General features: G+C 38.1%; 21 protein-coding genes, 1 other RNA gene and 1 pseudogene. 17 read left to right on the top strand and 6 right to left on the bottom strand.

Annotated features, from left to right (window positions below; all coding sequences use genetic code 11):
• Window positions 1-215: 215 nt before the first annotated feature.
• The 9 genes from D5F11_RS25260 (at window position 216) to D5F11_RS25215 (ending at window position 5,277) form a co-directional block, all read left to right on the top strand.
• Window positions 216-614 carry a MarR family winged helix-turn-helix transcriptional regulator gene (locus D5F11_RS25260; RefSeq protein ID WP_120119415.1) on the top strand — a complete coding sequence of 133 codons (399 nt, stop codon included), beginning with the start codon at window positions 216-218 and terminating at the stop codon, window positions 612-614.
• Window positions 615-956 (top strand): DUF3147 family protein, encoded by a 342-nt coding sequence (locus D5F11_RS25255; protein WP_120119416.1) that lies wholly within the window; start codon window positions 615-617, stop codon window positions 954-956.
• Between the two features lie 134 nt (window positions 957-1,090).
• The gene (locus tag D5F11_RS25250; RefSeq protein WP_120119417.1) at window positions 1,091-1,381 is read left to right on the top strand and encodes a nucleotide pyrophosphohydrolase; all 291 of its coding nucleotides are present in this window, start codon (window positions 1,091-1,093) and stop codon (window positions 1,379-1,381) included.
• A gap of 146 nt (window positions 1,382-1,527) precedes the next feature.
• Window positions 1,528-1,977: a hypothetical protein gene (locus D5F11_RS25245; protein WP_120119434.1), complete on the top strand. Its 450-nt coding sequence runs from the start codon at window positions 1,528-1,530 to the stop codon at window positions 1,975-1,977.
• 427 nt (window positions 1,978-2,404) lie between these two features.
• A non-coding RNA gene (ssrS, locus tag D5F11_RS25240) (6S RNA) lies at window positions 2,405-2,600 on the top strand.
• Between the two features lie 357 nt (window positions 2,601-2,957).
• Window positions 2,958-3,665: an oxygen-binding di-iron domain-containing protein gene (locus tag D5F11_RS25235; RefSeq protein WP_120119418.1), complete on the top strand. Its 708-nt coding sequence runs from the start codon at window positions 2,958-2,960 to the stop codon at window positions 3,663-3,665.
• A gap of 374 nt (window positions 3,666-4,039) precedes the next feature.
• Window positions 4,040-4,246: a helix-turn-helix transcriptional regulator gene (locus D5F11_RS25225; RefSeq protein WP_120119419.1), complete on the top strand. Its 207-nt coding sequence runs from the start codon at window positions 4,040-4,042 to the stop codon at window positions 4,244-4,246.
• Complete coding sequence (locus D5F11_RS25220; protein ID WP_120119420.1) at window positions 4,243-4,632, top strand: hypothetical protein; 390 nt, start codon at window positions 4,243-4,245, stop codon at window positions 4,630-4,632. Before D5F11_RS25225 ends, D5F11_RS25220 begins: the two co-directional genes overlap by 4 nt.
• A gap of 357 nt (window positions 4,633-4,989) precedes the next feature.
• Window positions 4,990-5,277 (top strand): hypothetical protein, encoded by a 288-nt coding sequence (locus D5F11_RS25215; RefSeq protein WP_120119422.1) that lies wholly within the window; start codon window positions 4,990-4,992, stop codon window positions 5,275-5,277.
• Here the strand turns inward: D5F11_RS25215 and D5F11_RS25210 are convergent.
• A complete protein-coding gene (locus tag D5F11_RS25210) occupies window positions 5,248-5,712 on the bottom strand; it encodes a phage tail protein (RefSeq protein ID WP_120119423.1) in 465 nt (154 codons plus the stop codon). The two genes, D5F11_RS25215 and D5F11_RS25210, sit on opposite strands and share 30 nt — an antisense overlap.
• Before the next feature lie 21 nt (window positions 5,713-5,733).
• Window positions 5,734-6,213: a GyrI-like domain-containing protein gene (locus D5F11_RS25205; RefSeq protein ID WP_120119424.1), complete on the bottom strand. Its 480-nt coding sequence runs from the start codon at window positions 6,211-6,213 to the stop codon at window positions 5,734-5,736.
• A 109-nt stretch (window positions 6,214-6,322) separates the two neighbouring features.
• On the opposite strand from D5F11_RS25205, the pseudogene D5F11_RS25200 reads away from it, so the two are divergent.
• A pseudogene (locus D5F11_RS25200) lies at window positions 6,323-7,285 on the top strand (helix-turn-helix transcriptional regulator).
• A gap of 277 nt (window positions 7,286-7,562) precedes the next feature.
• Window positions 7,563-8,087: a hypothetical protein gene (locus D5F11_RS25195; RefSeq protein WP_120119425.1), complete on the top strand. Its 525-nt coding sequence runs from the start codon at window positions 7,563-7,565 to the stop codon at window positions 8,085-8,087.
• 64 nt (window positions 8,088-8,151) lie between these two features.
• Here D5F11_RS25195 and fabF read toward each other — a convergent pair whose 3' ends face one another.
• Entirely contained in the window at window positions 8,152-9,390 is a 1,239-nt protein-coding gene (gene fabF / locus D5F11_RS25190) for a beta-ketoacyl-ACP synthase II (RefSeq protein ID WP_120119426.1), read from the bottom strand.
• Between the two features lie 122 nt (window positions 9,391-9,512).
• Here fabF and D5F11_RS25185 point away from each other — a divergent pair, with 122 nt between their 5' ends.
• Window positions 9,513-10,373, top strand: coding sequence for a helix-turn-helix transcriptional regulator (locus D5F11_RS25185; RefSeq protein ID WP_120119427.1), 861 nt, complete (start codon window positions 9,513-9,515; stop codon window positions 10,371-10,373).
• A gap of 229 nt (window positions 10,374-10,602) precedes the next feature.
• Here the strand turns inward: D5F11_RS25185 and D5F11_RS25180 are convergent, their stop codons facing one another.
• A complete protein-coding gene (locus tag D5F11_RS25180; protein WP_120119428.1) occupies window positions 10,603-11,136 on the bottom strand; it encodes a dihydrofolate reductase family protein in 534 nt (177 codons plus the stop codon).
• A gap of 107 nt (window positions 11,137-11,243) precedes the next feature.
• On the opposite strand from D5F11_RS25180, the gene D5F11_RS25175 reads away from it, so the two are divergent.
• Complete coding sequence (locus tag D5F11_RS25175) at window positions 11,244-12,209, top strand: helix-turn-helix transcriptional regulator (RefSeq protein WP_120119429.1); 966 nt, start codon at window positions 11,244-11,246, stop codon at window positions 12,207-12,209.
• A 103-nt stretch (window positions 12,210-12,312) separates the two neighbouring features.
• Here the strand turns inward: D5F11_RS25175 and D5F11_RS25170 are convergent, their stop codons facing one another.
• The gene (locus tag D5F11_RS25170) at window positions 12,313-13,836 is read right to left on the bottom strand and encodes a multicopper oxidase family protein (protein ID WP_120119430.1); all 1,524 of its coding nucleotides are present in this window, start codon (window positions 13,834-13,836) and stop codon (window positions 12,313-12,315) included.
• 352 nt (window positions 13,837-14,188) lie between these two features.
• On the opposite strand from D5F11_RS25170, the gene D5F11_RS27120 reads away from it, so the two are divergent.
• Window positions 14,189-14,362: a hypothetical protein gene (locus tag D5F11_RS27120; RefSeq protein WP_185830914.1), complete on the top strand. Its 174-nt coding sequence runs from the start codon at window positions 14,189-14,191 to the stop codon at window positions 14,360-14,362.
• 236 nt (window positions 14,363-14,598) lie between these two features.
• Here the strand turns inward: D5F11_RS27120 and D5F11_RS25165 are convergent, their stop codons facing one another.
• Window positions 14,599-15,525: an iron-hydroxamate ABC transporter substrate-binding protein gene (locus D5F11_RS25165; RefSeq protein ID WP_120119431.1), complete on the bottom strand. Its 927-nt coding sequence runs from the start codon at window positions 15,523-15,525 to the stop codon at window positions 14,599-14,601.
• A gap of 449 nt (window positions 15,526-15,974) precedes the next feature.
• On the opposite strand from D5F11_RS25165, the gene D5F11_RS27115 reads away from it, so the two are divergent.
• The 3 genes from D5F11_RS27115 (at window position 15,975) to D5F11_RS25155 (ending at window position 18,479) form a co-directional block, all read left to right on the top strand.
• The gene (locus D5F11_RS27115) at window positions 15,975-16,145 is read left to right on the top strand and encodes a hypothetical protein (RefSeq protein ID WP_185830913.1); all 171 of its coding nucleotides are present in this window, start codon (window positions 15,975-15,977) and stop codon (window positions 16,143-16,145) included.
• Between the two features lie 496 nt (window positions 16,146-16,641).
• Window positions 16,642-17,529 carry a YwqG family protein gene (locus tag D5F11_RS25160; protein WP_120119432.1) on the top strand — a complete coding sequence of 296 codons (888 nt, stop codon included), beginning with the start codon at window positions 16,642-16,644 and terminating at the stop codon, window positions 17,527-17,529.
• Between the two features lie 155 nt (window positions 17,530-17,684).
• Window positions 17,685-18,479, top strand: coding sequence for a MerR family transcriptional regulator (locus D5F11_RS25155; protein WP_120119433.1), 795 nt, complete (start codon window positions 17,685-17,687; stop codon window positions 18,477-18,479).
• Window positions 18,480-18,636: the final 157 nt, after the last annotated feature.

Genomic DNA, 18,636 nt, shown 5'->3' with positions numbered 1-18,636 from the left:
GAAGCAAGAGCCGTACGCTCTCTCACTTACACAGTTTAGTTTACACTCCCTTTTCGCCTTTTTAAAATGCTGATAACTTAAAGATACCCCATTCGAATAATATTTTTCTCTCTCTGCTGTTAAAAGTATTGTATTTGCGACTTACATAATTTTTATTGTGATTATATCGTATTTTACGATATAATCGTTTTGAACGATTGAGATGGGGTGCTTTCATGATTCAACGTATTAATAATTATTTTACTGATATTTACTTCAACTTACATCCTACACAAGAGGAAGTCATTTCACATCAAAGCGTCCGTATATTACAAATGATTCAGAAAAGGCAATTTGTCATGATTCGTGATATAGCAGAGCAATTATCGATTTCTCACAATACAGCTTCAGAACATGTGAAAAAATTAGTGGGTAATGGCTGGGTTTATAAAGAAAGATCAAATGAAGACCAACGAAAGGTGTATCTACATTTAACAGACTGGGGCCTTATAACATTAAAGAAGAATACAGAGTTAGATGAAACTAAACTTCAAGCTGCGCTTAGCAGATTATCGGCTAATGAAAGAGAAAGGGTAGTTGAAGCATTTCGGCTTTTAAGTGAGGTCTCAAAATAAATGTATTTGCTAATAAAAATTGTAAGTTCAGCAGTTATTATTTGCGTTGTAACAGAATTAGCAAGACGTTTTCCTATATATGGAGGCATCGTAGCTGCGCTGCCGCTGATCAGTATTCTAAGTATTATTTGGCTGACAATTCAAGGAGAATCAACTCAAAACGTCAATAAATTTACACTTGGGGTTTTAGCCGGATTCCCTGCAACGGCGATAATGCTGTTTGTGATTTATATCGCATTAAAACAATCTCTTCATTTAGTATTAGCGATTTCACTGGGAATAATAGCCTGGGGAGTGTTTTTAATAATTCAAAAATTTATTATGGAATCATTTATTTCTTAAAAAAGTGACAGTACTCAGAAGTTTAAAATAAAGGATTATCTAGCAGTTTTATAGGTACAAATGTCAATGACATCAAAACAAGTGGTAAAATAGAATATATTTACAATAATAAATTCACAATAGGTGGGCTAAAAATGAAAGATCTAATGCAGAAAATAATTGAGTTTAGAGATGAACGGGGTTGGGCCCCTTATCACAATGAAAAAGATTTGGCTATTTCTATATCACTAGAAGCAAATGAACTATTAGAGAATTTTCAATGGAGAGACAGTGAAAAAGCAGTTGCTGATTCTGAACAGAACATTAAAGAAGAGATGGCGGATGTATTTATATATCTTTTGCAGTTAGCGGAAAAAATGAATATAGATTTGAAAGAGGAAGCATTTAAGAAAATGGAAAAGAACGCTCTAAAATATCCAGTTTAAAAAAGCGAATGATAGGTCATCCTTTGATAGCTAACATTCATGAGGTAGGTAGAATACTATATGAGGGGTCTGACCCCCATCCGATTAAAGTGGTAATGCATTAACGCGGTGGGGGTCAGACCCCTTCAAGAATGGGGGCGGAAAAGGTGCATAGTGGGCTTGCTTATTTTATTACGTTTTTCGTTATTGTGATTTCTGTTTTCGTGACCCTTTTCTTCAAATATGAGTTGGAGCAGATGTTTCGCGAGAAGAAAAGTGTGATTGCCTTTCATATATGCAATCTGATTATTACCTTTATGGTTTCGGTGGGGGCCTATGCGGTTATGACCGTCTATCTGTTTGGGAAAAGTTTCAAGCTGTTCCCCAGCACAGTTATCCTCCTGTTCATGATTTTGCCGATTTACATTTTTGGACATTTCGCGTTTGAAAAATATAAATTCGTCTATCAAAAATACAGAACGACTGAGAACGAGAAGGTGATCGTGCTCAATGAAAAGTACTTAAAGAAAAAAAGGGCGGCCAAATTTAAACAATACAATGCTCTTGCGAAGGAAGACAGGAGTCATAAAGCTGCTAAATCTAGACGCAGGCTTTAATGAAGGTGACAGAGCCTGGTTTTTTCTTTTTTTGAGTGGTCAGAGCTGGAGAAAAAATAAGTACAGTAAAATTGACAAATTCCAATTTTTCTCTTAGATTCCGTAAAGTTGCATGAAGCCAGTTCATGGAGAAGATTAAGAAAGTAAATAAATGGATCGGCCCTTACTAGGCAGGCAAATCGAACGTGATGATTATTATCGGAAGGAGACGAAACAGCAGAACAGTCCCAGCTGCATCATCGGCTCGCTTTTGAGAAAGAAAACGGGAAGCATGTGATGATTTCGCTGACCGTTTGCGGAACATCGAAGGGCCGAATAGAGTTTCAAATATTAATTCTTAGTTCTCATAAATACAATGCTGGAAAATTAAAAGGTGCAATAGAAACAATTACATTGAACAATGAATAAATATAGAGTAATATAATTATATAGGCTGCGTTGTTCGTAATCTTAATAAAGTTTTAACCTTTAAGCTGTAATAGGGAGTTTTTAATAGAAACTGGAATGACAAACCTCTGTCTATAGGACATGGAGGACATTCATGAACGTTTCTGCGAACACCCACTTTGAGGAGTGGTGGTTTAAAACTTTCTTAGACTCATTACGGCAGAGGCGGCTTATACATAGTGAAAACAAAACAGCTTCCTTTGGAGGCTGTTTTTTATTGTCTACATAAACAATCAAATACCAGTTACTGCGTTTCAGTCCAACATCAATGCCGAAAGGGTACGTTTCGATTGGAGCTGGCGCAAAGCCGTAGCCTATATTTTCGTTAAAATGTTCACGGGATCTCAAAAAAGAGAAAAGTAATCCGATTATGGATTGTTAATAGAATGCATGTTCGGTATAATGGATTTATTACAAACTTATAATTTGCAAAAATCACGCAATGGCCTTGGGAAAATGTTTGGTGGGAGTCTACATGGTACTGATTATAAATAAGCTAGTAAAATAATCTAAAAGGAAAAAGGAGAAATGTTATGGCACGTATTGATGAAATTGAGTCTGATGTCTTTCGTCTTTCGATCTTCTCAACAGAATCCGGATTCCAATACAATGCATTTTTAGTCCGAGACGAGGAGCCCCTTTTGTACCATACAGGTCCCAAATTGCTTTTTTCCCAGTTCAGTCAAGCAGCTGCTAGCCTAATTGATCTTAAACAATTGCGCTGGATTAGCTATAGTCATTTCGAGTCGGATGAGTGCGGTGCACTCAATGAATGGCTCACAATTGCACCTCAAGCTGAGGCTGTAACCGGCATTGTCGGGGTGGCGGTAAATGGGGAGTTCGCTATTAGACCTATTCGTGGGCTCCAGGACAACGAGGTATTCAGTACGGGAAAGAAAAGCTTTCGATATTTGCGCACACCTCACCTCCCGCATGGATGGGATGCGGGAATGCTTTTTGAAGAGACTGACCGGACTCTTTTTACTTCTGATTTGTTCCATCAAAACGGTGATGTGGAACCAATTACTGAGACTAGTTTAATGGCTCGGTTTAAAGAAGTACTACAGAACTCTCAAAGTCCATTTTCCAATTATATTCCTTATACCTTACATACAGAGGAGCAGCTGCGTAGACTAGCAGATTTAAAGCCTAAAACACTTGCTGTTATGCATGGTTCTTCTTACAAGGGAGACGGTAAGAGTGTTCTTGAAGAACTTATTAAAGTTTTTCAAGAAATGTAAGTAAGCTGGAACTAGCAAAGACTAAAATGATGTGAGACGGATATTGCCTTTATTGGTGGAAACAGTGATAAAAGCTATGGGAAATGGGAAAGCACACAAGACTTATATCATCTATGTCAAAAAGCTCTGCATAAAGAAAAAGAGAAAAGGTATACTACTATTCAAGCATTTTATGAGGCGTGGCACTCATATATAGAAAAACATTCGGAATGCAGTTTTCATAAATATTCGGTTAACTGTGTTGAATCCTGATAATAAAATACCTTTAAAAAGGCGAATAAGTGTCAAATGTATTTGACACTTATTTCGTCTTTTTTTATAATAGAAGTGTAAAGAGAGTTTTACACCTATTTAGAGATGAGGGTGTTGGTCATATGCAAAATAGAATAAAGCACTACCGAGAAAATAAAGGTATTTCCCAAGGGAAACTAGCAGATTTATGTAATGTAAGCAGACAGACCATAAATGCGATTGAGAATAATAAATATGACCCAAGTCTAAAATTAGCTTTTGAACTTGCGAAGACGTTGGGTGTTAAAGTTGACAAGTTATTTTTTAATGTGGGAGAGATGGATAAATGAATACTCGAAAAATAGGGGCAATTATTATTGGAATAGCAACTTTAATTGCGATAGGCTATTCAATTTTTAAAATAAATACTGGAAAAGAGGTTGGATTTAATGAGGTTGCATCAATTGGAGCGTTATTGATGATGTTCTTCTCTGCCATTACATGGGGAAATAAGGAAGAAAAAGACGGAATTTTACCTGAGGAAGAACTCGGACAAAAAATCACGGAAAAAAGCTCAAAAATAAGTTACTTTATTCTATTATTCTTTATTTTGGTAGCTGTGGCTGCTGATAAACTAGTAAATGGCACAATCAACGTTTTTCTATTAGGTATATTAGGTTTAGCGATGATAACATTGCCTTTTGTTGAATTCATGGTGGCTAAAAAGTATCAGTAAAACTTATACTGTTAGGTGCATTAGGATAAATAACTAACAGGTATCATTGAAAATGAACCCCTTATCGACACTGGGTTCATGAGTAGTGAAGCGGTTGCTGGTATATATTTCTTAACTCATACGAGTTCCTATCCAACCAAACAGTGTCTTAAATTTGTTTCCATAAGCATAGGAAGGAAGCTCGTGGGATCAATCTCCCACGAACACAAATTTGAATCTATTAGTGCGTGCGTCAAATGGAAGATACGGCTGCTCATTTTTTCTTTCAAATTGTCTCTGAAAGCTATGAGAAAGATGGAATGATCCTGAATTCCAAATCGTATGGAGGATGGGAAGCCAGGTTCAGGGGATTCCATTTTGACCACCGTCATCCTTGACCGTCTTCTGTATCACACCAGTACATTTAACTTCATTCAGCAGAAGTCTCCCACTTCTGTAAGTGGTGAGATAAATGCATATTGGTATTCCATTCAGTGGGGGTTCAAACCCCGGCTGAATAAAGTTAAAGCCTCCGGCGGATGCCACAGATTTTCAGGGGAAATTTATCGAGCGGAGCTCGATAAAATCCGGGCGCAAATACGCCAAAGCGCATGTGATTATAGAGGAGGCAAGTTCTCAATATTCCCCTTTAATGACAAAAAATGAGCCTCTAATAGTTCCAGCTAGTTTAGACTTTTGCCTAGCAAACTTGAACTTTTCTTCTAACTCCTTTGGTACTTCCATACCCTCGGAAAGCTTAAAACCAACGGCCCGCTTCTTAGGGTCATCAACTGTATACATAACGTTGACCCCAAGCCCATCCTCATAAAAGATGTAGGCAAACTTGATATTTTCCACTTGAAAACGCGATGTTTCTAAAGGTTTGGCCGCAAACTCAATATCACGTTCTTCTTTCAGAACTCGGTTGACATAATCAAGGGTTTCCTGGCTTTCGCTGGCAGGAACTACTATAAATTCATGCTTGTATTTGTTCATAAAGTAACGGGCTTCATTAGCACGTAGTCCGGCAAGCGCTTCTACTACAGGTGATGACTCTAAACCGACCGTAGACACATTTTTAAAATCGACGATATAAGACATTTCCATCCTTCCTTTATCTTTTTATTTTCTAACAACAGGGATCCACATTTCACCAAAAACTAAGCCGTCTCGCTGTCCCATTTCCACGGTTGTATTTGGCCCGCCAACATAGGCAAAATCCTTTGCTTCTGGCAAGGCTTGACCAAAGGCAATGCCAGTAAGCGTATTATTCAGTTCATCAGCCGTCTTCGCTTCTCCTTTAACAACAAGGTATTCCCCTTTAGGAAATTGGATAACTCTGGCTTCTTCTGGTGCTGGTGCGTCTGACATGACGCCGGCATAGTGCATCATCTTGTTATTCACCGCTTCGTTCACGGCAAAAACGTAATTATTTGTGGCCATGGCTTTTAAATCATTAAGCCTACCATCCTGGCTGAAGGCCTCCCAAAAGTCTGACTTTTCCTTGTTTATGCCAGCAAAGTCTGTATAATCGCTCTTAAGCTCAGTTCCAAAACCTAAAACGGTAAAGCTATCTTTTTCTTCTATGGTATAGTCTGCCATATTCAAACCCTTCCTTTTTTTAGATTAATCAAATGATTTGTCTTCTTCATTTGATAGGTATATGATAACCATAAATCGTGTCAAAAAATGATACTGTTTAGGAGTCCCGATGAAAAAAGTTGAACGGATTAATATCATTATGCGGTATATTAACAACCGCTCCCACTTTACAATTTCTGAAATCATGCAAGAATTTAATATCTCTCGTTCGACAGCTATTAGAGATATCAAGGAAATTGAGGCCATGGGGATGCCGCTCGTCTCTGAAACTGGAAGGGATGGGGGCTATTTTGTCATGCAAAACTCTGTTCTGCCCGTTGTTCGCTTTACCGATAATGAAGTCAAAGCGCTTTTTATTGCTTTTATGGCAACAAGAAATCAGCAACTCCCTTATCTAAAGAGTCGTCAGTCTTTAGCTGAAAAATTACTGGGCCTCGTCTCAGAAAACCAGCAAGATGACCTAGTTCTTTTATATCGAATCTTGCTTTTTGAAGGGACTAACCCCAATAATCCCGACCTGCTTGAGCTTTCAGACCTCCCCCATCCCATGTTAGAAAAACTCATCCAAATCCTTCTTTTGGATAGGTATTTACTAATTACGATCAAATAAGAGAAGGTAGTAAAATCTTATCCTGTTTATCTCTTGCACCTTTATCAGGAAAAAAGCCTTTGGCTGATTGAAGGCTTTGACTTAAAGGAAGAAAAGAAGAAGATTGTTCCTGTCGACCATCTTATAAATGTCACACCTTACCCTAAGAAAAAAAGATTAAGTAAGAAAAAGATTTTAGAAAAACTAAGTAAGCAGGAAGAAGACATCAACCTTGTCCTTGAACTTGGCCCAAAGGCGATTGCCCAGTTCAAAAAATATCATCCTTTAAAAGTGTCAATTTCCTATACGAATCCTTACCAAACCACAGCCATTCTAAAGACTTTTGTCAATGTTAAAAATACCGAAGAATTGACTGAAATAACAAATTGGCTGCTTTTTCTAGGTGTGGATATCAAAGTCAGGGAAGTTCCAGAAGAGGTCTTGGAAGGGTTACAAGAGAGATTAAACTTATATTGCCCATAAGTATCATTTTTATGAAAAAGCTTCTGCAAACTGGTTTTAATTGTAGCAGATTGCTAAAAAAGTCAGTACACAGATTTCAAGTAGCTTCCTTAGATAATATTAAAAAACAAGCCTTGTAGTAGAAGATTTTTAGAGCTTATTTTATCTATATCTGACACATATGTCAGTTTACGACTGTCAAAATTCAATCTGTAATCCTTATTCAACCTGGTAGCTACTTAAAGGAGCCATTATTTATTGATATTTATGAGAACAACCCCTTTTTGGAGGACAAAGAGTGATAATCAAAGCAGAAATAATAAACCAACCTTATTCGGGACAATACAAGGAAAGGATTTATGACATATCAAGTTCTTGGAATTCCCAAAATTGGACTTGGGTAAAGTTTGAAGAAGAAAATTTTAATGAATGGTGTGGTGAGTTTAGAGGTTCACCAAGGGCTGTTGCACTATCGAAAAAGCATAACAAAATTCTTGTTCTCACTTCTGATTATTTGTTTCAAGTTGACTGTTATAGCGGAGAATTAACTGAGTATGAATCCCAACCTCAATATCAATGTTTAACCGTAACGCCAACAGGTGATTTCATAATTGCGGATTATTATGGTATTGAAAAAATAGAATCAACATTAAATGATAAAATACCATTAAAAAGTCCAATTAAAATGGATACAGTTAAATTTCATGGATGGTCTAATAATAAATTATTGATTACATGCGATGAATTTCTAAACTGGGGCAATCAAGTAGAGTTAGAACTTGATGGAAATACACTTGAAATAACTGCAAAAGACTTCACTTGAATAATGGAGGAAACCCTATTCTTAGGATTTCCTTTAATTTTTATTTACTTATCAGCATTAAATTTTAACAAGTCCATTTCTTTAAAACAATGGCTGCGTTATGGCCACCGAAGCCGAATGAGTTGGATAGTCCCGTATTTATGTGCACTTGGCGAGCAACAGATGGTACATAATCGAGATCGCATAACGGATCAGGGTTTTCTAAGTTAATGGTCGGAGGAACAATTCCTTCCTTTATGCTCATGGCTAATGCAATTGCTTCAACTCCACCGGCTGCCCCCAACATATGACCTAGCATGGATTTATTAGCTGTGATTGGAATCTGATAAGCTTGTTTCCCAAATAGCTGCTTAATCGCCATCGTTTCAGAGATGTCTCCCACTTGTGTGCTTGTTGCGTGAGCGCTGATAACATCAATTTCCTCAGAAGATATATTGGCATTTTTTAAAGCTGACCTCATAGCAAGATAGGCCCCTTTACCTTCTGGATGCGTTGCTACGATATGGTGTGCGTCTGAACTTGCACCATATCCAATAACCTCTGCATAAATTTTTGCCTCCCTACGCAAAGCATGTGATAAGGATTCTAAGATGAGAATTCCAGCTCCTTCTGACATAACAAATCCATCTCGATTTTGATCAAATGGGCGGCTCGCTTTAGTAGGATCATCGTTTCTTGTTGATAATGCTGTAGCATTACTAAAACTTGCAATAGATAAGTCAGTAATAGCTGCCTCTGTTCCACCTGCAAATACAGCGTCAGCCTCCCCAGAACGAATGAGCCTAAAGGCTTCACCTATTGCAGTGTTTCCAATGGCACAAGCAGAAACAGGCGACAAAGAAGGGCCCATCGCGTTCCACTTGATACTAATTTGTGCCGCAGCAGCATTAGACATCATGGCTGGTACGAGAGTTGGGCTGACTCTTCTTGGTCCCTTCTGTCTAAGTACATCAATATTTTCAATTAAGGTTTCAATTCCACCAATGCCTGAACCTACGTATACGCCTAACCTTTCTACATCTATTTGATCAAATTCCAGCTCTGAATCTGTCCAAGCTTGATCAGCAGCAGCTAATGCAAATTGAGAAAAGCGATCCAAACGTCGTGCTGCCTGTCTTCCTAAAAACTCATCTGCATCAAAATCTTGGACGATCCCTGCTATTTTTGTCTTATGATGCGTAACATCAAATGTATCAATGGGGGAGATGCCAGATGTCCCGTTAATCAGATTGTTCCAAAATGTTTCGATGTTGCTTCCGATAGGAGAGACTACTCCTATACCGGTAATGACAACTCTTTCCACTTTTCATCCCTCCAAATTCATCCTATACTTGTATTTTACAATTCCTTTATCCTATTACAAGGGAGCGTTTATCCTGGTATAAATACTAATAGGGTAAATTGAAATGATAAGGAGTTTTAAAAGTGAATGATAAAACCAGGCTTGAAGCTTTATCGACATTTTTGAAAACGAAGCGTGCCCAAATTAAGCCGGAGTCTATTGGATTGCCTATGGGAACACGGAGAAGGACACCGGGATTACGGAGGGAAGAAGTCGCTCAATTAGCAGGGGTAAGTACCACTTGGTATACATGGCTTGAGCAGGGGAGAGATATAAAGGTTTCTTCAATCGTGCTGGATTGTATTTCGACAGCTCTACAGTTAAATAATGACGAAAGAGACTATTTATTTGACTTGGCATTAGAGGCGAAATCAGAAATTACCCGCCAAAAAAAGGAACACTCAGAGCTGAGTCCTGCTTTAAAGCGAATACTTACTGAATTAACTTATTGTCCGACGATCATTACGGATCGACGTTGCTTTATTGTGGGTTGGAATCCTGCAGCTGCCCATGTTTTTTTAGATTTTGAACAAATACCGAAGGATCAACGAAATTTGATTCGCTTAGTTTTCACCAGAAAAGAATTAAAAGCCTTGGCTGTCAACTGGGAGCATTTTGCGAAAGGTTTTCTTGCTATTTTTCGTACGTATTATGGACAGTATTTAGGTGACGCATGGTACAACCAATTTATTAAGGAAATGAGTCATTCGTATCCAGAATTCCAGAATCTATGGCAAGAAAGTCAAGTAAGTAAGGCTCCAGAAATGATGATTGAATTCAGACATGCTAAAGCAGGTAAAATGTTGTTTAATTTAACTTCTCTTCAGGTTCAAGGTGATATGGATTTGCGATGCAGTATCTATACACCTGTTGAGGAAACAGATACAGAAAATAAATTAAAGCGATTAATGAAGAGGGTTTCCGTTGAAAATGAATTTCATTAAGTTGTTATTCTTGTTAGGAAATATAAGCGGTTTATTGAAATAAAAGGAGAGCAATTCAAACTTCAAAATAATCAAATGGGCGTCGCTGTTGTGATTAGTGTCATAGTTCAACCTAAAAAAAGCATTTTATCACCTTTTCTTGAATCAGTAAGTATTCGTTAAAATGAAAAAAATCCCTGCTTTTATTCAGGGATTTTTTCTATGAAAAGAGTTGTATTAGTCAAACGTTTTACTTTTTAACTTCATAATGCAATTCAACAAATTGATTAAAGTTCCTTGTTCCTTTCAATGAAAGGTCTAATTGATAATCACCTTCTTTGAATAAAGGAATTCCTTTGCCGATTATGGTTGGTGCAATTGTTACGATAAGTTCATCAACTAAATTCTCTTTTAAAAAAGATTGCAGCAGTTCTCCTCCACCAACGATCCAAATATTTTTGCCAGGTTGGCTTTTTAGTTCATTAACAAAATTAGGTATATCAGGGCTGACAAATTTTACATTTTCAGTATCTTCAATAGTAGACCTTGTAAACACATAGCAACCTTTATTTTTATATGGAAATTCCTCGAAGCCATGCTTCATGATCCAATCGTAAGATTTTTTACCCATTAAAACTGTATCAACCGTATCATAAAACTCAGAATACCCATTATCCCCTTCACCTTCTACTTTAAATAACCACTCAAGTGACTCCTCTTTTGTAGCAATGTAGCCGTCTAAACTTGATGCAATGAATAATACAACATTTCGATTTTGAGTCATGAATCTTTCTCCTTTCTGTGTCTTTAAAATAAGTATATGATTGAAATATGACATCTCCTGTCATGTTCATAAAATGAATTCGTATTTTCATCGAAGGGAGAGATTTTATGAGAGCAGATAGATTAATGAATATTATGATTTTGTTACAAAATAGAGGGAAAATGACAGCAAAAGAATTGGCTGATGAACTCGAGGTATCAGATAGAACGATCCTTAGAGACATGGATGCATTAAGTAGTGCAGGGATACCCATAGTTTCTGATAGGGGAAAAAGGGGGGGATGGCGTCTGATGGACAATTTTCGTACTAGATTAAGCGGATTAAACATAGATGACATAAAATCTTTATTTCTCTTCCCTTCAGGAAAATTACTCGAAGACTTAGGGTTAAATATCCAAGCATTAGATACTAGGCAAAAGTTACTTGCAGCCATCCCGGGAACTTTTCGGGATGAAGCACAAGCAATCTGGGAAAGAATTCATATAGATTCGAGCACTTGGCGACAATCTAAAGAAAAAGTACATGCTCTCAAAACGGTCCAAAAAGCAGTTTGGGAAAGTAAAAAGCTAAAAATTTACTACGAACAGGCCGACGGGGAACAAAAAGAAAGACTGATAGAACCATTAGGATTGGTAGCAAAAGGGAATAGGTGGTATCTTGTGGCATCAAGAAATGGAGAGTTGCGTAATTATAGGGTATCACGTATACAAACAGCACAGGTTGAAGATGAAACTTTTAAAAGACCAATTGATTTCAATTTGGCGGATTACTGGGAGCAATCGAAGAAGGAGTTTATACAAAATTTACCTCAATATGATGTACAAGTAGAAATACATCCGGCTATTATTCCAAGAATTAATTTTACCGGTAAGTTTGTTCAATTTATACAAAGAAAAAATCCAAAAGAAGATAAATGGATACCCGCGACATTAAGATTTAATGATAAGCAAGAGGCCGTCGAGTTCATCTTAGGATTTGCAAATAAAATGAGGGTGATTTCGCCGGAAGATCTTCAAGATAAAGTTGTATCTACGGCAATGTCTGTAATTGAATTTTATAAAAATAAATCCTGAAATGGGGTAAAAGGAACAGGAAAATGGAAAAGCACCCCAATTGTAAAACTCTGCCTAACAATTGGGGTGCGGTTCAATTTCGTGAAGTGGTTTTTCACAGTATTTAATATACTTCTACTTGTCCCATCATACCATTATCTTCATGTTCTAAAATATGACAGTGGTACATGTAGATGCCTTTTTCCGGGAAGGTGACAAGCAGCTTGACTCGTTCCCCAGGTTCAATCAAGACACTGTCTTTTAGACCTTGTTCATTCGGTGCCGGTCCTTTTCCGTCTCGTGAAATGATCTTAAACTGAGTGCCATGAATATGGAATGGATGAATCATCCCACCCATATGATCCGGTTTGTTGTAAATTTCCCAGACTTCGGAGACGCCTTTCTCCTGTTTGAAATCAATCCGATTGGGATCGAATTTCTGACCATTGATTGTAACCTTGTCCATCATCCCAAATAATTCAATCTCTTTGGATACTGGAAGGTCTTTTTCTTCTTTTGTTAGGAAGGGTTCATCAGCTATCCATGATACAGTGGAATTTTTCGTTGCTTTACTCTCGAAATCCAAATCAAATGGAAGCAAAACGTTTCCTTTTTCATCAGTTATCGCAACAGGCTCATCAGAATCCAATTTGGAGAAATCAATCAGGATTTCAGACCGTTCTGAAGCTGATAACGTAAGCTCATTCATTTCAACTGGCTCATCCAACAACCCGCCATCCGAAGCAATTTGAGTGAATGAGGCCCCATTGCTCAAACGAAACGTATAATTTCTTGCATTGGAGCCGTTAAGGATTCTAAAACGCATTACGGGCTGTGTTACTGTCAGTTTCGGATGAAGTGTCCCATTAACGAGTGACACATCTCCAATTGTTCCATCACTGTTCATGAGTTCATCATAATTCAGTTGATGGTCCTCATCGAAAATGCGATCTTGAAAAATGAGCGGTATGTCGTCCACGCCGTAGTTTTTCGGAAGATCGGCCGAATCCTGATCCGTACCTTCCACATAGAGCATCCCGCCAAGGCCTTTGAATACTTGTTCAGAGGTCAACTCATGCGGATGCGGATGGTACCATAAAGTTGCTGCCGGCTGATCTGCTTTTAAAGTGACAATTTTGCTTTTTCCTGGCTGAATTTCGTCCTGTGGACCGCCATCTTCGGATCCGGGTATTTCAAGACCATGCCAATGGAATGTCGTAGGTTCGTTTAACTCATTCCGAACCTTCACTTTGACAGTTTCTCCTTTTTTCAGCCGTACAGTTGGTCCCAAGAGGTTGCCATTGTATCCGTAGGTTTTGGTTTGAGTACCATCGAAGAATTGGGTCGTTCCTTCTTGGGCGACTACCTCATAATCGAAGTCCGAGCCCTGTTGTTTTTTCAACAATGGAGGGAGGGACAACTCCTGAGTTCCTTTGGAGGCTTTAAGAGAGGGGATATCGTCATGATCCATGTGACCCTCCATATCCTCCATATCCTCCATATTCTCATGGTCCATGTCCATATTTTCATCATGCTGCATTTGCATATGCTCTTTGCTCTGTTCTCCTGAATGTTTGTCTGTGGCGGCGTTTGTACAACCCGCCAATATTAGCAATAGGCTTGCGCCTGTCAATAAAATTCTTTTCATTTCCTCACTCCCTTGTTACTCCAATCTATGTTGCAGAAAAGTCCACATTGTTTTGAAAGCTGTACAGTCTCCAAGAGGAATAGCCTTTGTACCATTTTAGATGATATCGTGTGTACTTATATGTACTGAGGTTCACTAGTTCGCGGTGAAAAAACGGAACAAGGCAAATAGTAGCACTCAGCTGGGAATATATCTTTAAAACTTTTTCCTCCTTCCATTGCCATCCTGATGTCGTAATCATCATAACGAGAAAATATCGAGAAATGATGCAAAAACCTCTACAAGTCCGTTAATTCTTATGATTTGTTTTAACTTCATTCAGCAGAAGTCTCCCACTTCTATAGGTGGTGAGATGAATGCATATTGGTATTCCATTCAGTGGGGGTTCAAACCCCGGCTGAATAAAGCTAAAGCCTCCGGCGGATGCCACAGATTTTCAGAGGAAATTTATCGAGCGGAGCTCGATAAAATCTGGGCGCAAATACGCCAAGGCGCATTTGATAATATGTTGGGGTCTTGGATATAGGAAAGAAGCGAGGATTTTTGTATGCGAATGAAAGAAAGACAAAAAGCCCCGATTCAAGGGCTTAGGATGTCACATATGGAAGTGTTTATTCCTGGCAAAAAACTATAGTGATAAAAACAGGAGCCAAACCCCAAGGGGTGGCTCCTTTAATTATACAAACAATTTTGTACATACTATAACAGCTTACTGTTGCTGAATACTTTCTTGACTTAAAACATCCCATGATTGGATAAATGCTACTCTTCGAGGAAATGTTCAATGAAGAATTCAAGCTGGTATTCTAGGCTCAACGGATCGTTAAAATAGAATGTTTTCGCATCTGCTTCGAAGACATGATTATTCTTGACAGCAGGAATGCTTTTATACATTTCAGTTTCTTGGAAAGAGTTGTCCTCATCTGCATTTTTACTGAAGATGACGTAGTCACCGAAATAATCCTTTAAAACTTCAGTAGACAGAGCCAAGTATCCGTCTTGCTTTGTGGATTCTTCTACTTTTTTGGGCATGTCGAGTTTAAATTCATTATAAAGAATCTCTGTTCCTCGCCCATAGTTATAACCATAGACGTAGAGCTGCTTATTGAATGTCTCAATGACTGAGACTGTCGCATCTTCACCGATTTTTTCTCTGATTTCTTCTCCAGCTTTTGTAGCACGAGCTTTGAAATCATTGACCCAAGCTTCGGCTTCTTTTTCTTTGTTCAACAACTTTCCAATTTCAAGCTGCTGTGTTAAATAATCGACTTTTCCATAAGTATAAGTGACCGTGGGAGCGATTTCGCTAAGCTTATCGATGTTTTTAATTCCTGAGAGTCCGATAATAAGATCTGGTTCCAATTCGATGATCTTCTCGAGGTTTTCATCAGATACCGCTTCAATATCTTTCAATTTTTCTTCAAATCTTGGGTTGCTCTTGGACATTTCGTCTACTCCAACGACTGGTACATCAAGTGCCATGACATTACCAGTTAAGAACCTAGTTAGGACAACAACACGTTGTGGATTCTCCGGAACTTCGATGGGTCCATTCTCAGATTCATAAGTAAACGTGTCAGACTTCGAGGAAGACTGGTCACTTTCTTTGTCAGTGTTGCCCGTTTTACTGCTGCACGCACTGAGCAGAAGCACCAGTAGAAGGACTGACGGTATAAAAAACTTTTTCATAAAATGATTCTCTCCCTATAATTATTATGTATCTATGAATAATCACCAATAAGTGTGCATTTAATCGAGAATGATTATCAATTAGAAACTTTAAGCAATATTCTATAGCGATGCAGAACCGCTGTCAATAACTATTTTGCTTTCGAAATAAAGTCTGTTTTTTGTAAAAATATTGATTATTTTAAATGTAATTTTATATAAAGTTCAAATATGGAGATTTATGAAGGCATTTAGGCATTTTCATAGTTGAAGATAAAACGATCGCTTGATTGAAATCGTATAACTAGAGCTTTAAAGAGTAGGATTATACAAAGCACAAGCGTGATGTCCAGAAGCTTGCTTTTTTCCTTGATGATATTCATCAACTAAAAGGAATATATAATACGAATAGTTTATATTTTTATTATGGGAAAAGAAGCGGTATTGTAAGTATAAACGTTGGGTTTTGCTTGTCCTTGATCATTGAGTCTATCCGAGCCTATAATTCGATTATCCTCTTGTACGGTAACGATTCACCTTATGGAGCTGTAAACGATGAATTGTTCCAAATCGTCAAAGCAGATTTACCGGCAGGTTCCACAGCCAATCTACTGGCGGGAGTTGAGTATGAAAGCTATTAGAGCGATGAGGAGTTTTCACGGTACGAATAGACCAGGATAGGATAAAAAATACCATTCCTGATGTTTAACTTCATTCAGCAGAAGTCTCCCACTTCTGTAAGTGGTGAGATGAATGCATATTGTTATTCCATTCAGTGGGGGTTCAAACCCCGGCTGAATAAAGTCAAAGTCTCCGGCGGATGCCACAGATTTTCATAGGAAATTTATCGAGCGGAGCTCGATAAAATCTGGGCGCAAATACGCCAAGGCGCATTTGATTAGGATTTATCCTTATACTTGTCTAGGATGAACTGACTTTTCAGCAGGCCAGCGGACAGAGAATCATGAAGCTGAGGATGATGCCGCTATATTTTAGGTCCAATGGTGTTGGAACAATCCCCTGATGTTCGCTATATTGAAAACGAGGGTAACATGATCCAGAAATAATGAATAACCACGGCCCAATTTCATCAAACGAACCGTGGGATTTAGAAGCATATTTTGAGGGGGAATAAGGATGAAATGGACGGAACAGAAAAGAAATGATTTGGAGACGAAGCTGCGTGATCATCAATTCGCACATGCGATTCCGTATTTATTGGAAACAACGAAATTTGGCATTCGGTGCGCCAAGACAGGTCCTACCGATTACACAAACCCTGGCTGCTCCCGTGTAGGCGGAGACCCGGATTTGCCTCCTGATTGGGAGTGGCCTATGACCGCAGATGGCGAGGCGATGACTTTTCTTGCCCAATTGAATTTGCAGGAGCTGGTTCAGCATGACTCATCGTCCTTCCTGCCGAAGGAAGGGATGTTATCGTTTTTTGTAGGTGTAGATGAGCCCGCATATCATATTGAGCATCGGGTGTTGGTTATGACGCCAGAGCAACTTGCTACGGCTGTAAATCGTCATTCACCGGAAGAGACGACGATGGAAGAGACGTTTAATGGGTTTGCATTGAGCGCACGGGCAACGCTGGAACCGCCAAACTATGCTTATATTGATTATGATCAGATTGAGACGGATGCTGTAGGTTATGAAGAATTTGAGGAGGTTTATCAAGATATCCGGGATGAGGGGAAACGAGATATTTTGCAGCTGTTTGGCTATCCCACGTCCCAGCATGATGATGAGGAATACGAAGCGGCATTGAGACTTCTTACTGGACAAGATTATGATTACGACAAGGACTCTGCTTTGAATCAAATTACAAAGAAGCTTGGTGGGGATAAGGATAAGGCGAAGCAAGAGATCAAGGATATTGTGATGCTGCTCGAGATCGATACAGATGATGACGTCGGATTTTGCTGGTGGGATGCGGGAGTATTGCATTATTTTATTCGCAAAGAAGATTTGATGGCAGGACGATTTGACCATACATACTGTTCGCTCTATTCCAGCTAAACAGGTAATACGTACCTTGCTTTTGCAAAAGAGATGATCAAAGGAATTATGAAATTAACTCAGTTATTATAGTAAAACCAATATTATTATTTTTTCGACGTACTGATAATATAAAATATCATAAAGAAGATGTAGCAATGATAAAGGGGAGTATAATGTACACAATTGGACAAGTAGCTAAATTTTTAGGTGTATCTAGAGATACCTTAAAGTTTTATGAAGAAAAGGAATTAGTAAAGCCGAAGCAAAATATTGAGAATGGGTATAGAAAATATAATCATTTCGATATATATGATATAACAACAGTGAATTTCTATAGAGAAATGGATATTGAAATAAAAAAAATCCAGGAATTAAGAAAAAGTAAGAGTATAGAGGGAATACAATCATTATTAGCAGAGAAAGAGCAAGAGGTTTTAGAAGAAATAGAATATAAAAAACTTCTTTTAAAAAAGCTTCAAATCGTAAAAGAAGATTGTAATAAAATTAAACAATTCCTAGGAACATACACCGTAAAAGAAATGAAGCCTCTAGAAATAGCAGGAGAAATAGAACATTATACTGCCTATGGTGAATATGACACGCTAAAAGAAAACACAGACAGTTTAAAAAAAGCAGTGATTCTCACCTCGTTAAGAAGAGTCATACGGTTCAATGAAGAAGGCATTCAAGAAGATAAATTTATCATTGTAAGAAAAGTGGAAGATTGTGATCAAGTAATAAAAGGTGAAATTCTCTCTCATCCCAAATGCCTGTATACTGTTGTTGAAGATGGGAGATGGTCAACAGGTGGAAAAAGTACTGACGATAAGGTGGAAGCTAGTATGAGAAAAGTAGCAAAAGAAAAAGGCTATGAACTTTTGGGACTAGTCTATGTAAATCTATTACTTACCACTTATGAAGATGGATTGGAACGTATTTTTTTAGAGATGTATGTACCTATAAAATGAAGCTTCGTCAGTGGGTGTTTTATCATTTCCTGACAGAAGACTCCCACTTCAAGGGATATAAAGGGCGGAGCCCAATGAGTAAGTGGGAGATGAATGTCAGTCGGCGATAGCCGAAACTGGTATCATTATGATAAAATGGAAACAAACGTTCTTGTTG

The organism is Siminovitchia terrae (genome assembly GCF_003605405.2).
In the GTDB taxonomy this organism is placed as follows: Bacteria; Bacillota; Bacilli; order Bacillales; family Bacillaceae_C; genus Siminovitchia; species Siminovitchia terrae.
This window is presented reverse-complemented; position numbering and strand designations above follow the sequence as displayed.